The sequence below is a fragment of the Mesorhizobium sp. C399B genome (assembly GCF_030323185.1).
Classification (GTDB): Bacteria; Pseudomonadota; Alphaproteobacteria; order Rhizobiales; family Rhizobiaceae; genus Mesorhizobium.
In genome coordinates this window covers 2,483,407-2,497,147 of sequence record NZ_CP100472.1, presented here as the reverse complement: position 1 = coordinate 2,497,147, position 13,741 = coordinate 2,483,407, and the positions used below count along the sequence as shown (strand labels likewise).

Here is a 13,741-nt window from a genome sequence, read left to right as displayed (position 1 = left end):
CCGGCGCTGCGGCTTCTATTTCAGCCAGTCGGGCACCGAATCCAGGCCGATCAGCTCGTCATAGGTCTGGCGCCGGCGCACGACGTGGAAACGGTCGCCGTCGACCAGAACCTCAGGCACAAGTAGGCGGGTGTTGTAGGTGCCGGATTGCACCGCGCCATAGGCGCCGGCGGTGGTGACGGCAATTAGGTCGCCAGACTTGAGCCGGGGCAGGTCACGGTCGAGGCCGAGATAGTCGCCTGTCTCGCAGACCGGGCCGACGACATCGACCGCCATGCGCGGCGTGTCGGCCGGCGGCTGCACCACCGGCTTGATGTCGTGGAAGGCATCGTAGAGCGTCGGCCGGATCAGATCGTTCATGGCGGCGTCGACGACGAGGAAGTTCTTGGCGTCGCCTTCCTTCACGAAGATCACTTCCGAGACCAGGATGCCGGCATTGCCGACGATCAGCCGGCCCGGCTCGAACATCACCTTCACTCCAAGCTTTGTCAGATGCTTCCTGACGATCTCGGCATAGGCATCGGGCAAAGGCGGCGGGCTGTTGTCGGTGCGGTAGGGGATGCCGAGGCCGCCGCCGAGATCGACATGCTCGACGGCATGGCCATCGGCGCGCAGCGCGCCGACCAGTTCCGCCAGAAGCGCGAAAGCATCGTCAAAGGGCTGCAACTCGGTGATCTGGCTGCCGATATGGGTATCGATGCCGATGGGCTTGGTGCCCGGCAGCCCGGCCGCGCGGGCATAGACCTGGCGCGCCCGTTGCCAGGGAATGCCGAACTTGTTCTCGGCCTTGCCGGTGGAGATCTTCCTGTGCGTCCTGGCGTCGACATCCGGGTTGATGCGCAGCGAGACCGGCGCCACCTTGCCGAGCGCGGTGGCGCGGGCCGACAGCAATTCAAGCTCCGGCTCGGATTCGACATTGAAGCAGAGAATGCCGGCCTCGAGCGCAAAATCCATCTCGCGCGCGGTCTTGCCGACGCCCGAGAATACGATCTTGCTGGCCGGGATGCCGGCGGCGAGCGCGCGGCGCATTTCGCCTTCCGAGACGGTGTCGGCGCCGGCGCCGAGCTTTGCCAGCGTTCGCAGCACCGCCTGGTTGGAATTCGCCTTCAAGGCGTAACAGACCAGCGTGTCGAGCCCGGCAAAGGCCCCGGCGAACACCCGGTAGTGCCTGGTCAAGGTTGCCGCCGAATAACAATAGAACGGCGTGCCGACGCTTGCGGCGATGTCTGGTATCGCCACGTCCTCGGCATGGAGCACGCCGTCGCGGTAATCGAAATGGTTCACGAGAGTGTTTCCGGAAGTTGGAGCACGAGACCTGGTTAGCACGAGACCTGGTCAGAAAGACCAAGCCGGTCTCATCGGCTCTAGATCAGCGGGTCGAGGATGAACTTCTTGTCCACGACCGGTTTTTCCGGCTCCGGCGGTACCGGCTGTTTGGCGCGCTCGGCGTCCTTGCGGGCCTGGACGGCCGCTTCATAGGGCGTGTCGAGACCGGCCTTACGGCCGCAAGCGGTCACGGCAGCCATCGCCGTCAGCAGCGTCAGCGTCACCAAAATCCTGCTTGCGGTCATCGATCCATCCGTCCGAAACTTTATGTGCTGCGCTTTTAACCGAGTTTTAGGCGCATTGCACCCCGGCATCATGCCTTGGCGATGCGCTTTTTCCAGCTGCGGATCTGCTTCCTGACTTCCGACGGCGCGGTGCCGCCGAAGCTGGTGCGGCTCTTGACCGAATTCTGCACGGCCAGAACCGAGAAGATGTCCTGGGTGATGCCGGGATTGATCGACTGCAGATCCTCCAGCGCCAGCTTTTCAAGGCTCACCTTCTTCTCTTCGGCCAACGCCACCGCGCGGCCTGTGACATGGTGTGCCTCACGGAAGGGCAGGCCCAGCGTGCGCACCAGCCAGTCGGCGAGGTCGGTCGCGGTCGCGTGGCCCGAGCCGGCGGCTTTTTTCATGGCGGCGGCATTGACCGTCATGTCGCGCACCATGCCGGTCATCGCCGCCAGCATCAGATCGAGCGTCTCGGCGGCGTCGAAGACCGATTCCTTGTCTTCCTGCATGTCCTTGCCGTAGGTCAGCGGCATGCCCTTCATCACCGTCAAAAGGCCGACCAGATGGCCGGTGACGCGGCCGGTCTTGCCGCGCACCAGTTCGGCGGCGTCCGGGTTCTTCTTCTGCGGCATGATCGAGGAGCCGGTGGAGAAGGAATCCGACAGCCTGACAAAGCCGAATTGCGGCGTCGACCAGATGATGATTTCTTCGGCGAGCCGTGACAGATGCGTGGCGCAGATCGCGGCCAGGCTCAAGAACTCCAGCGCGAAATCGCGGTCGGAGACGCTGTCGAGCGAATTGCGCATCGGCTCGCGAAAGCCGAGCGCCTTCGCGGTCTTGTGGCGGTCGATCGGAAAACTGGTGCCGGCAAGCGCTGCCGCGCCGAGCGGGCTTTCATCCATCCGCTCGATGGCATCGTGGGTCCGCGACAGGTCGCGCGAAAACATCTCGACATAGGCCATGCAATGATGGCCGAAGGTCACCGGCTGCGCCGCCTGCATGTGGGTGAAGCCGGGCATCACGGTCGCCGCATGCTCCTCGGCGCGGTCGAGCAAGGCTGAGATCAGCCCCTTCAGCGCCTCGGCGACGCGAAAGCACTCGTCCTTGACCCAGAGCCGGAGATCCACCGCCACCTGGTCGTTGCGTGACCGCGCCGTGTGCAGGCGGCCGGCGGCCGGGCCGATCAGATCGGCAAGGCGGGCCTCGATGTTCATGTGAATGTCTTCCAGCCGGGTCGAGAACTCGAACGTGCCGGCCTCGATCTCTTTCAGGATCGTGTTCAGGCCTTGAGCGATTTTGTCTTGATCGGCCGCCGAAATAATGCCCGTTTCAGCCAACATTTCGCTGTGGGCGACCGAACCTCTTATGTCTTGCGCATAAAGTTTGCGGTCGAACGAGATCGACGCGTTGATCGCTTCCATGATCGCGGCCGGACCCGAGGCAAAACGTCCGCCCCACATCTGGTTGCTGGCCTTCTTGTCGCTCATCGCTATAACCCGTGCTCCGGAGCAGTCTTAGAAAATGGCAGACGGTAACAGATACTTCCCGGCCCCGCGCCTGATCCTCGCCGCTTTGCTGGCGGGCGTGCTGGCCGGCGCGGTCGCGGTATATGTCAGCGAGAGCGGGTCTGGCAACAACGCAGCCACCGGCAGCGCACCTGCGGCCGGCGCGGGCAACAGCAAGGACGACGTCGCCTGCGCCGCCAAGAGCGACCGCGCCAAAAAAGTTGCCGCCGCAGCCACCGGCCAGGTTGCGGCATTGCTGCCCGCCGATCCGCCGCAATCGCTGGAAAGTCTCGCCTTCAACGGTCCCGACGGCAAGCCGATGACGCTCGCCGATCATGCCGGCAAGACCGTGCTGCTCAATCTGTGGGCAACGTGGTGCGCGCCCTGCCGCGCCGAAATGCCGGCGCTCGACGCCTTGCAGAAGGAAAAGGGCAGCGATGCCTTCGAAGTGGTCGCGGTCAATGTCGATGCCGGCGACGATGTGAAGCCCAAGAAGTTCCTCGCCGATATCGGCATCGGGTCGCTCGGCTACTACCGCGATTCGACGCTGGCGCTGTTCAACGACGTCAAGACGCGTGGCTTGGCGCTAGGCCTCCCCGTCACCATGCTGATCGATGGCGAAGGCTGCCTGATCGCGCATATGAACGGACCGGCCGAATGGTCAGGACCGGATGCCAAGCGCCTGGTCGAGGCCGCACTCGCCCCTTAGAGCGGTTCACCGTTTCGTCGAAACGGCTACCCGCGCTAACTTTTTTGTTTCGACGCAATTTCGGACGGAAACCGTTTCACACTAATTGCTCTAGGCTGAGCGCAGGGCCGCCGCCGGCGGCAGCATCAAGATGCTGCCGCCGCGTTGTTTGACGCCGGCGTCGTCTTGTGCCGCCGGTGCCGCGACGCCGGTCAGTTCGCTGAACGCCTCGATCGGGCTGGGCCGGCCTAGATAGTAGCCCTGGCCGATCTCGCAGGCCTCGGCGTCGAGGAATTTCAGCTCGCCCAGCGTCTCGACGCCCTCGGCCAGAACCGGCAGGCCGAGACCGCGGCCAAGCCCCAGAACGGCGCGCACGATGGCTGCCACCTGGCCGTTGCTGTCGACTGATTTGATGAATGAGCCGTCGATCTTGATCTTGTCGAAGGGGAAGGCGCGGAGATTGGACAGCGAGGAGTAGCCGGTGCCGAAATCGTCCATCGCCACACGCACGCCAAGCGCCTTCACCTGGCGCAAGGTCGCCAGCGCGCGCGGCATGTCCTTGACCAGCGCCGTTTCGGTGATCTCGAGTTCGAGCCTGCCGGGCGTCAGGCCGGAGCCGAGCAGGACTTCATGCACCTTGCGGCTGAAATTCGGATTGTGGAGCTGCACCGCCGAGACATTGACCGCGACGGTGAGAGGGTTCTTCCAGCGCGCTGCCTCGGCGCAGGCCGTCGCCAGCACCCATTCGCCGATCTGGATGATGACGCCGCTGTCTTCGGCCACCGGGATGAAGGTCGCCGGCGACACGTCGCCGCGCTGCGGATGGCGCCAGCGGATCAGCGCTTCGAACCCGACCATCCGCCCGCTGCTGATCTCCTTTTGTGGCTGGTAGACGAGGCGAAACTCATCGCGCGCCATGGCCTGGCGCAGTTCGTGCTCCATCACGCGCCGGTCTCGCGCCTCGGCGCCCATCGAGGCCTCGAAGTAACGGTAAGTGTCCTTGCCCTCGGCCTTGGCGCGGTAGAGCGCGGTGTCGGCGTGGCTGACCAGGAGTGTCGGCTCATCGGCGTCGAGCGGATAAAGTGCAATGCCGATGCTGGCCGACACCAGCCCGCCACCGACCGACAGCCGGTTTTCCTCGCGCATGGCCGCCAGCACCGCCTCGGCGATGCGGCCGGCCGCCTGCGGATCGGGAAGGTTCGGAGCGATGATGGCGAACTCGTCGCCGCCGAGACGCGCCAGCATCTGTCCGTGGCGGAGCACGGCGGAGGCGCATAGCGCCACCTTCTGCAGCATGGCATCGCCGGCGCCATGCCCGAACAGGTCGTTCACTTCCTTGAAGCGGTCGAGGTCGAGCAGCAGCAGCGCAAGATGCCCACCCTTGCCGCCGCGGTCCATTGCGGCAATTTCGGCCTCGAGCCGGCCGGAGAAACTGCGGCGGTTGGGGAGCCCGGTCAGCGGGTCGAAATGGGCGAGGCGCAGGATCTCCTGCTCGGCCTTCCTGCGTTCGCGGATGTCGCGCACGGCGACCACGCTGTGCCGCTTGCCGCAATAGTCGATGCTTCTGGCGATAAGTTCGACGGGGATGGTGGCGCCGTCATGGGCTCTGAGTTCGGCTTCCTGTGCCTGTCCGCTGCAGTCGGACATGCCGGCCGCGGTGCGTTCGCCGAAGAGGTCGCCAAGCAGCATCGCGTTCAGCACTTCCGGCGCAATGCCGGTGAGTGCCGCGATGCTGTCATTGGCGCTGACGATGCGGGCGCCGTCGCAGACGATCAGCCCCTCGACGGCGGCGTTGGCGAGGCCGTGCATGCGCTCGGCCTCGAGCTTGTGACGCCGGAAGCGAAGGTCGATCCACAATGCTGCGGCTGAAAGCACCAGGATAGCCATGCTGACTGCAGCGGCGGCGAAGGCCTGCGACACCGGTTCGACCGTGAACTGCGATATCTCGATGGAGGAGTCCGGGAAGATCGACACCGCGCCCATGGCGATGAAGTGCAGGCTGCAGATCGCCAGCGTCAACAGGATGGCGGCGGCGATTGTGGCCTGCATGGACGGCCGTCGCAACACGACCAGCAGCGCCAGCGCGGCGAGGGTGACGCCTGTCAGCACCGAGACGCCGACCAGCAGCGGGTTCCAGACGATGCGCCCTTCGACCTCGAAGGCGGCCATGCCGATATAGTGCATGGCGGCGATACCAGCGCCGAGGACCGCGCCGCCGACCAGAGGGTAGTCGATGCCCCGGCGCAAGGTGGCGATCCACATGCCCGCAGCGGTCAGGGCGACGGAACCGGCGAGCGAAAGCGCCGACATTTCCGTATTGTAGGCGTTGGGGATTCCGGGAGAAAAGGCAAGCATTGCGATGAAATGCGTCGCCCAGATACCGAAGCCGGTGGAAGTGGCTGCTATCATCAGCCAGGTATAGCGGTTGCGCTCGCTCGAGCGGTCGACATGGCGAAGCAGGTTGACCGCCGAGAAGGAAGAAATACCGCAAATGAGCGCTGCCAGTGCGACCAGTCTCAGATCGTGCTCATGCACGATACAATTATAGACCGTCAGCATCTCGCCCCACCTGCTCTCCCACAGCAATCAAGCCGTCCACTTGATTAGTATGCCACGCTTGACGAAGAATCGGTTATGCGAACTACAACTACAGCGGGTTTTTCGGGTTGTACGTTGCGGCGATCCTGTTCTCATTCCAGACGCACGGTTACAGCAGCGCCTGGCGCGATGCCGCTCGGCCGATCTCGATCTGGCCGAGCGCCGGTTTGGCGGCCGCACGGTGCAGGTGCGTGGCGCTGTCACGCGGGCCCTTCACGCATCGCTGGGCGGTCGGCGATCCTTGCAGGCCCACCATGCCCCATTCTATCGCTGAGCCGGCTTGGCATTTCTCTCTGTCCTCGTTGCAAGGCGAGGGGGCGCGAAGTTAGCCGGGTATGAAATTCACGAAACAGCAACAAATCCGTTGTCCGATTGTCATCAGCGACACATATTGCGTTCGCGGGAGCGCCCCTTTCGCCAATGACAAACGGGAGATGAAACATGAAGTTGTTCGGCTTTGCGGCCGGTGTTGCCGCCACCTTGACCCTGCTTTCCACCACCTCCGCCTTCACCGCCACCCAGATCAGTTGGTGGCATGCAATGACCGGCGCCAATGCCGAGGTGGTCGACAAGATCGCCAAGGATTTCAATGCCAGCCAGAGCGACTATGAAATTCTCCCTGTTTTCAAGGGCACCTATCCCGAAACGCTGAATGCCGGCATCGCTGCCTTTCGTGCGGGGCAAGCGCCCGACATCATCCAGGTGTTCGACGTGGGTACCGGCGTCATGATGGCCGCCGAAGGTGCGATCAAGCCGGTGGCCGATGTGCTGACCAGCGCCGGCGTGACCTTCGACAAGAGCCAGTATTTGCCCGGCATCGTCGGCTACTATTCGAAGCCGGACGGGACCATGCTGTCCTTCCCCTATAATTCCTCGTCGCCCATCCTCTACTACAACAAGGATATCTTCCAGAAGGCCGGGCTTGATGTGAACAATCCGCCAAAGACCTGGAACGAGGTGTGGGAAGCCGCCAAGAAGATCAAGGCGAGCGGCGCCGCTTCCTGCGGCTATACCTCGACCTGGTTGACCTGGATCCACCTTGAGGCCTTCGCTGCCTGGAATGACGTTTCCTATGGCACCAACCAGAACGGACTTGCCGGAACCGACGTCGAGCTCAAGATCAATGCGCCGATCTTCGTCAATCATTTCCAGGCGCTCGCCGACCTGGCCAAGGACGGCACCTTCAAATATGGCGGCCGTACATCCGAAGCCAAGCAGATCTTTCTTGCCGGAGAATGCGGCATCTTCACCGAATCGTCGGGGGGTCTCGGTGACATCGTCAAGTCGGGCATGAACTACGGCATCGGCCAGCTTCCCTATGATAGTGACGCCAAGGGCGCGCCCCAGAACACCACGCCGGGCGGCGCCAGCCTGTGGGTGTTCGGCAACAAATCGGACGAGGAATACAAGGGCGTCGCGGCGTTCTTCTCCCACCTGTCCAAGACCGAAGTGCAGGAGTATCTGCATCAGAAGTCGGGTTATCTGCCGGTGACGCTCGCTGCCTATGAGGCGACCAAGAAGTCCGGCTTCTATGACAAGAACCCGGGCCGTGAGACGCCGATCCTGCAGATGCTGGGCAAGGCGCCGACCGAGAACTCGAAGGGCGTGCGCCTCGTCAACCTGCCGCAGGTGCGCGACATCGAGAATGAGGAGTTCGAGAAGATGCTGGCCGGCCAGCAGACTGCGCAGCAGGCGCTCGACAACGCGGTCGCACGCGGCAACAAGGCGATTCAGGAAGCGATCGGAAACTGAAGCGATTTGTCAGTTGAACCTCGTCCACGCGGACCCGCGTGGACGATTTCCTGAATAGCGAGGGAATCACCCTGTCTCCACGCGTCGTCTTCCCCAACAAGACCCTGCCTTACCTGCTGGTGGCGCCGCAACTCGCCATTACGCTGATCTTTTTCTACTGGCCGACCGGGCAGGCGCTCTACCAGTCGATGCTTAGGGAAGACCCGTTCGGGCTGAAGAGCAAGTTCGTCGGGCTCGCCAACTTTCGCAAGGTGCTGGCCGACCCGGCCTACCTCAACTCGATCAAAGTCACGCTGGTGTTCTCTCTGGCGACCGCGATCGTCGCCATGGGTGTGGCCCTGTTGCTTGCCGTCATGGCCGAGAAGGTGGTGCGCGGCAGAGGCCTTTATCGCACGCTGCTGATCTGGCCGTATGCGGTGGCGCCGGCGATTGCCGGCATGTTGTGGCTGTTTCTGTTCAACCCCTCGATCGGTTCGCTGGCCTACGCCTTGAGAGGTCTCGGCATTGCCTGGGATCCTTTGCTTAACGGCAACCAAGCCATGATCCTGCTGGTGTCTGCGGCTGCCTGGAAGCAGATCAGCTACAATTTCCTGTTCTTCGTCGCCGGGCTGCAGGCGGTGCCGAAGACGTTGATAGAGGCGGCGGCCATGGACGGCGCCGGGGAGACGAAGCGCTTCTGGACCATCGTCTTCCCGCTGCTCGCGCCGACGACCTTCTTCCTGCTGGTCGTCAACACGGTCTATGCGCTGTTCGACACTTTCGGTATCGTCCATGCCGTCACCGGCGGCGGGCCGGGCAAGGCCACCGAGACGCTGGTCTACAAGGTCTACAATGACGGTTTCGTCAATTTGATCCTCGGCGATTCGGCCGCGCAGTCGGTCATCCTGATGGTCATCGTCATCTCACTCACGGCCATCCAGTTCCGCTATGTGGAACGCAAAGTCCACTACGGTTGAGCGCGAGCGATGATTGGTCAGTCCCCGCTTCGCGCCCTCATCGCCCACGCCGTGCTCATCCTGGGCATCCTGATCGTCGCTTTCCCGATCTACTACACCTTCGTTGCCTCCACGCAGACGCTGCAGACCATCCTCAAGCCGCCATTGCCTCTTTTGCCCGGCGACCAGGTCTGGAACAATTACAGCGAGGCGCTGTTCGGCGGTGTCGGCCGCATCGGCGGCGTCAGTGTCGGCCGATTGCTGCTCAACACCACGATCATGGCGCTCGGCATCGCGGTGGGGAAGATTTTCATCTCGATCCTTTCGGCCTATGCGATCGTGTTCTTCCGTTTTCCGCTTCGGATGGTCTTCTTCTGGCTGATCTTCATCACACTGATGCTTCCCGTCGAGGTGCGCATCCTGCCGACCTACAAGGTGATGGTCGATCTCGGCATGATCGACACCTATGCCGGCCTGATCATTCCGCTGATCGCCTCGGCCACCGCCACGCTTCTGTTTCGCCAGTTCTTCATGACCATCCCAGGTGAGTTGGTGGAAGCGGCGCGTGTCGACGGCGCCGGACCATGGCGCTTCTTTTTCGACATCCTGCTGCCGCTGTCGCGCACCAACATCGCAGCACTGTTCGTCATCCTCTTCATCTATGGCTGGACGCAGTACCTGTGGCCGCTGCTCGTCACCAACAGCAACGACATGAACACCATCGTCATCGCACTTAGAAAGATGGTCTCCTTCGCCGATGCCGATACCCAATGGCATCTGGTCATGGTCACCGCGATGCTGGCCATACTGCCGCCGATCCTGATCGTGGTGCTGATGCAACGCTGGTTCGTGCGCGGACTTGTCGATTCCGAAAAGTGAGAAGCCGATGGCGACCGTCGATCTGAAGGATGTGAAGAAGGTCTATCCCAGCGGCGTCGAGGCGGTGAGGGGTGTCTCCATCGCCATTCCCGACAAGGAGCTTTGCGTGCTGGTTGGGCCGTCCGGCTGCGGCAAGTCCACGCTGCTGCGGATGATCGCCGGGCTTGAGACCATTTCTTCCGGCACCGTCGCCATCGACGGCAAGATCGTCAACACGATCGGTCCGACCGAGCGCGACATCGCCATGGTGTTCCAGAACTATGCGCTCTATCCACATATGAAGGTCTACGACAACATGGCCTACGGGTTGCGCAACCGGGGTACTCCCAAGGACGAGATCGACAGCAGGGTTCGCTCGACCGCCAAGGTGCTGGAGCTCACGGCGCTGCTCGACCGGCGCCCGCGCGAGCTTTCCGGCGGCCAGCGCCAGCGCGTGGCCATGGGTCGCGCAATCGTGCGCAATCCAAAAGTCTTCCTGTTCGACGAACCGCTTTCCAACCTCGACGCCAAACTGCGCGGCCAGATGCGGGTCGAAATAAAGAATTTGCAGCGCTCGCTCGGTGTCACCTCGGTCTACGTCACCCACGACCAGCTTGAGGCGATGACGCTGGCCGATATTCTCGTCGTCATGAATGGCGGGTTGGTCGAGCAGACGGGCGCGCCGCTCGACATCTACGAGAAGCCGGCATCGACCTTCGTCGCCTCCTTCATCGGAGCGCCGCCGATGAACCTTCTGCCTCTTTCGCAAGGACCGGCTGGTCCGGCGCTGACCGACGGCAAGACGGTTGACTTCGCGCCTACGAACGCCGCCACGCTTGGCTTCCGCCCTGAGGATGCCGACGTCACCTTCAGTGCCGAGGCATCATCCGGCGCGCTTATTCTGCCTGCGGCGGTCGAGGCGGTCGAACCTGTGGGAGCCGAAAGCTTTCTTCACTGTGCCGCCGGCGGCAACCGCATCGTCGTGCGTGTGGCCGGCCGCGCCACGGCCAAACCCGGCGATCAACTGCGCGTCGTGGCGAGGGCCGAGAAGCTGCATTGGTTCGACAATGCTGGGAAACGAGTCGATTGACGCAGCCGCTCGCGCCAAACCGACGCATCGGCAGTTCAGGCGAAGACATGCGCCTTGCCGGAAACTGTCAGACGCACGATCTCGCCGACGGCAGGTGCGTCGATTCCCGGCTTGCGTAAGGTCAGCGGTGTGCTGCCGATCGCCGCGGCGTCCGGCGGATCGGGGTTGTTCAACAGCCGCACGGCAATGGTGCACATCGAGCCTGCGAATTCCGAGTCCGTCACCTCGGCGAATATCGTGCCCGCAGGACCCGACATGCCTTCGCGCGACGTGCGCTTTACCTGCACCTGCTCCGGTCGCAGCATGATGCGGGCGATGTCGCGCCGCTCCTTCGAGTCGACGGCTATGCGACCAAGCGAGGAGGTGGCGAAGCCGCCTGAAATCTTTGCCGGCAAGATGATGGCGTCGCCAAGAAACTCGGCAACCATGCGGTCTTTCGGCTGCAGATAGAGTTCTCGCGGTGTGCCGATCTGAGAGAACTTTCCGTCGCGCATGACCGCCACCTGGCTGGCGAAGGACAGCGCCTCGGCCTGGTCGTGGGTGACCAGGATGGTGGTGATGCCGGCGGCTTCGAGTAGTTCGGCGACCGCCTTGCGCATCGAGGCGCGCAGACCGGTGTCGAGCGCCGAGAACGGTTCGTCGAGAAGCATCAGCCTGGGCTTCATCGCCATGGCGCGGGCCAGCGCCACGCGCTGCTGCTGGCCGCCGGAGAGCTGGTGCGGGCGGCGCTTGAGGATCGCCTTGTCCAGCCCGACGGTATAGGCGAGCTCGGCGATGCGCTCGGCGCGCTGGTCCTCGCCGCGGGCCATGCCAAAGCCGATATTGTCGCCGATGCTGAGATGCGGGAACAGGGCGCCGTCCTGCGCCACCAGGCCGATGCCGCGGCGGTGCGCCGGCACCGCATGGCCGCCATTGGCCAGCACCTCGCCGTCGAGCACGACGCGGCCCTGGTCGGGCGCCTCGAAGCCGGCGATCAGCCGCAGCAACGTCGTCTTGCCGCAGCCGGACGGGCCGACGATCGCGGTGCGACTGCCGCTTGCGGCGCTGAGCTCGATGCCGGCAAGGGCTGCGACCGGGCCGTAGTGCTTGGTGAGGCCACTGATTTCGAGAAAGCTCATCGCCCGGCCATCCGTTTCGACTGGACATAGAGCAGCCAGGTCAGCGGCAGCGACATCGCCACCATGATGAAGGCGTAAGGGGCGGCGGAGGCATAGTCGATCTCGCCGCTATAGGACCAGAACGCCATGGCCAGCGTGCGCGTGCCGTTGGGCGCCAGCATCTGGGTGGCGGTCAGCTCGTTCATGATGCCGAGCGCGACCAGCGCCATGCCGGCCGCAGCCCCCGGCGCCGACAGGCGAATCGTTGTCGACCAAAGCGCCTTCAGCGGCGGCCGGCCAAGGCTGGCGGCGGCGCGTTCGAGCTCGACCGGCGCCTGTGCGATCGAGGCTCTGAGGCTGATCAAGGCGCGCGGCAGGAACATCAGCGCATAGGCGACCAGGATTGTGAACAGCGTCTGGTAGAGCGGCATGGCGATGCGCACGGTGATGGTGACCAGCGCCAACGCGATGACGACGCCGGGCAGCGAACCGACGATGTAGTTGCAGCCCTCGAGCAGCCGCTGCAGCGGCCCGGGCGCGCGGATCGAGATCCAGGCCATCGGCATGGCGGCGATTGTCGCAAGCAAGGCGCCGGCGAGCGCCAGGAAGAGCGTCTGGCCAAGCGCCAGGCCGATCTCGTCGAAACGCCAGACATCGGCGCCGCCAGCGACCAGCCAGCGGCCGATGGTGACGAAGGGCACGCCGATGGCGAGCAGCGTGGTGATGGCAGGCAGAGCCAGGCAAGGCAGCGTGGCGCGCCCGAGCCTGGTGCGCTGCTGGCGGCGCGCGGCACCCGAGCCTACGCGGGCATAGCGTTCCTCGCCGCGCACCAGCACCTCCAGCGCGAGCAGCACGAAGCAGCAAGTCACCAGGACGCCGGCTAGCATGTTGGCGGCGGGACCGTTGAAGGTCGACTGGAACTGGTCGACGATCGCCGTGGTGAAAGTGTCGAAGCGGATGAAGACGTAGAGGCCGTATTCGGCCAGCAGATGCAGGCCGACCAGCAGCGCGCCGCCGCAAATGGCCAGTCTCAGCTGTGGCAGCACGACACGCCAAAACACCCGCCATGGTCCAAGGCCGAGTGCTGCGGCTGCGTCCTCCAAAGCAGGATCGAGCCGGCGCAGAGCCGCCGCCAGCGGCAGATAGAGGAACGGGAAATAGGCGAGAACCGAGACCAGCACGCCGGCCCACAGGCCGTGCAAGGTCGGCACCATGGTGATCCAGGCGTAGGAATGCACGAAGGCGGGGATGGCGAGCGGCGCCACCGACAGCCAAGCCCACAGGCGGGCGCCGGGCAGGTCGCTGCGCTCGGTCAGCCATGCCAGCGTCACCGACAGCACGGTGGCGATCGGCACGGTGAGCGCCACCAGAAGCACGGTGTTGACCAGAAGTTCGCCGACGCGCGGCCGGAAGACCAGGGCCGAAGCAGTGTCCCAGCCGATCTGCACACCGATCCAGATGATGAACGCCAGCGGCAGCAGCGACAGCAGCGAGACAATTATGGCGGCAAGCGCGATCCAGGACATGGGCTTCCGGCGGGACCGCCCGACTGTCTGGCCTGAACGTGCGAGATCGACCGCAGTTTGCATCAGCTCGACCGCGCCACTGCCGCCGGGGCGGGGGCGCCGCAGGCGCGGCCGGAAACGCAATGTGTTGTCATGGACA

At 63.9% G+C, this 13,741-nt stretch carries 12 protein-coding genes; 5 read left to right on the top strand and 7 right to left on the bottom strand.

What is annotated here, in order from left to right:
• Positions 1 to 15: 15 nt before the first annotated feature.
• The 3 genes from lysA to argH form a co-directional block, all read right to left on the bottom strand.
• Complete coding sequence (gene lysA, locus NLY36_RS11810) at positions 16 to 1,284, bottom strand: diaminopimelate decarboxylase (RefSeq protein WP_023735183.1); 1,269 nt, start codon at positions 1,282 to 1,284, stop codon at positions 16 to 18.
• A gap of 80 nt (positions 1,285 to 1,364) precedes the next feature.
• A complete protein-coding gene (locus NLY36_RS11805) occupies positions 1,365 to 1,571 on the bottom strand; it encodes a hypothetical protein (protein ID WP_023673325.1) in 207 nt (68 codons plus the stop codon).
• 68 nt (positions 1,572 to 1,639) lie between these two features.
• Positions 1,640 to 3,040 (bottom strand): argininosuccinate lyase, encoded by a 1,401-nt coding sequence (argH, locus tag NLY36_RS11800; RefSeq protein ID WP_023735182.1) that lies wholly within the window; start codon positions 3,038 to 3,040, stop codon positions 1,640 to 1,642.
• A gap of 34 nt (positions 3,041 to 3,074) precedes the next feature.
• On the opposite strand from argH, the gene tlpA reads away from it, so the two are divergent.
• Positions 3,075 to 3,767 carry a thiol:disulfide interchange protein TlpA gene (tlpA, locus tag NLY36_RS11795; RefSeq protein ID WP_023734604.1) on the top strand — a complete coding sequence of 231 codons (693 nt, stop codon included), beginning with the start codon at positions 3,075 to 3,077 and terminating at the stop codon, positions 3,765 to 3,767.
• A gap of 90 nt (positions 3,768 to 3,857) precedes the next feature.
• Here the strand turns inward: tlpA and NLY36_RS11790 are convergent, their stop codons facing one another.
• Positions 3,858 to 6,305: a bifunctional diguanylate cyclase/phosphodiesterase gene (locus NLY36_RS11790; protein ID WP_023698706.1), complete on the bottom strand. Its 2,448-nt coding sequence runs from the start codon at positions 6,303 to 6,305 to the stop codon at positions 3,858 to 3,860.
• Positions 6,306 to 6,453: 148 nt separating this feature from the next.
• Complete coding sequence (locus NLY36_RS11785; protein ID WP_023685332.1) at positions 6,454 to 6,600, bottom strand: hypothetical protein; 147 nt, start codon at positions 6,598 to 6,600, stop codon at positions 6,454 to 6,456.
• Positions 6,601 to 6,785: 185 nt separating this feature from the next.
• Between NLY36_RS11785 and ugpB the strand changes: the two genes are divergently transcribed.
• The 4 genes from ugpB to NLY36_RS11765 all read left to right on the top strand — a co-directional run bounded on the left by ugpB (position 6,786) and on the right by NLY36_RS11765 (position 10,979).
• On the top strand, positions 6,786 to 8,096 hold the full coding sequence (gene ugpB / locus NLY36_RS11780; RefSeq protein ID WP_023698705.1) for a sn-glycerol-3-phosphate ABC transporter substrate-binding protein UgpB: 1,311 nt from the start codon (positions 6,786 to 6,788) through the stop codon (positions 8,094 to 8,096).
• Positions 8,097 to 8,167: 71 nt separating this feature from the next.
• Positions 8,168 to 9,052, top strand: a complete 885-nt coding sequence (ugpA, locus tag NLY36_RS11775) for a sn-glycerol-3-phosphate ABC transporter permease UgpA (RefSeq protein WP_023686696.1) — start codon at positions 8,168 to 8,170, stop codon at positions 9,050 to 9,052.
• 9 nt (positions 9,053 to 9,061) lie between these two features.
• A complete protein-coding gene (ugpE, locus tag NLY36_RS11770) occupies positions 9,062 to 9,910 on the top strand; it encodes a sn-glycerol-3-phosphate ABC transporter permease UgpE (protein WP_023698704.1) in 849 nt (282 codons plus the stop codon).
• Between the two features lie 7 nt (positions 9,911 to 9,917).
• A complete protein-coding gene (locus NLY36_RS11765; protein ID WP_023698703.1) occupies positions 9,918 to 10,979 on the top strand; it encodes a sn-glycerol-3-phosphate import ATP-binding protein UgpC in 1,062 nt (353 codons plus the stop codon).
• 35 nt (positions 10,980 to 11,014) lie between these two features.
• Here the strand turns inward: NLY36_RS11765 and NLY36_RS11760 are convergent, their stop codons facing one another.
• Together NLY36_RS11760 and NLY36_RS11755 are read right to left on the bottom strand one after the other, a co-directional pair.
• Positions 11,015 to 12,097 (bottom strand): ABC transporter ATP-binding protein, encoded by a 1,083-nt coding sequence (locus tag NLY36_RS11760; RefSeq protein WP_023686694.1) that lies wholly within the window; start codon positions 12,095 to 12,097, stop codon positions 11,015 to 11,017.
• Positions 12,094 to 13,665 carry an ABC transporter permease gene (locus NLY36_RS11755; protein WP_023694015.1) on the bottom strand — a complete coding sequence of 524 codons (1,572 nt, stop codon included), beginning with the start codon at positions 13,663 to 13,665 and terminating at the stop codon, positions 12,094 to 12,096. Before NLY36_RS11755 ends, NLY36_RS11760 begins: the two co-directional genes overlap by 4 nt.
• Between the last annotated feature and the right edge of the window lie 76 nt (positions 13,666 to 13,741).

Coding starts and splice junctions, on each gene's coding strand:
- ugpB (WP_023698705.1), top strand. CDS start 6,786: ATGAAGTTGTTCGGCTTTGCGGCCGGTGTTGCCGCCACCTTGACCCTG.
- argH (WP_023735182.1), bottom strand. CDS start 3,040: ATGAGCGACAAGAAGGCCAGCAACCAGATGTGGGGCGGACGTTTTGCC.
- NLY36_RS11755 (WP_023694015.1), bottom strand. CDS start 13,665: ATGCAAACTGCGGTCGATCTCGCACGTTCAGGCCAGACAGTCGGGCGG.
- NLY36_RS11805 (WP_023673325.1), bottom strand. CDS start 1,571: ATGACCGCAAGCAGGATTTTGGTGACGCTGACGCTGCTGACGGCGATG.
- NLY36_RS11790 (WP_023698706.1), bottom strand. CDS start 6,305: ATGCTGACGGTCTATAATTGTATCGTGCATGAGCACGATCTGAGACTG.
- NLY36_RS11765 (WP_023698703.1), top strand. CDS start 9,918: ATGGCGACCGTCGATCTGAAGGATGTGAAGAAGGTCTATCCCAGCGGC.
- NLY36_RS11760 (WP_023686694.1), bottom strand. CDS start 12,097: ATGAGCTTTCTCGAAATCAGTGGCCTCACCAAGCACTACGGCCCGGTC.
- tlpA (WP_023734604.1), top strand. CDS start 3,075: ATGGCAGACGGTAACAGATACTTCCCGGCCCCGCGCCTGATCCTCGCC.
- ugpE (WP_023698704.1), top strand. CDS start 9,062: ATGATTGGTCAGTCCCCGCTTCGCGCCCTCATCGCCCACGCCGTGCTC.
- NLY36_RS11785 (WP_023685332.1), bottom strand. CDS start 6,600: ATGGTGGGCCTGCAAGGATCGCCGACCGCCCAGCGATGCGTGAAGGGC.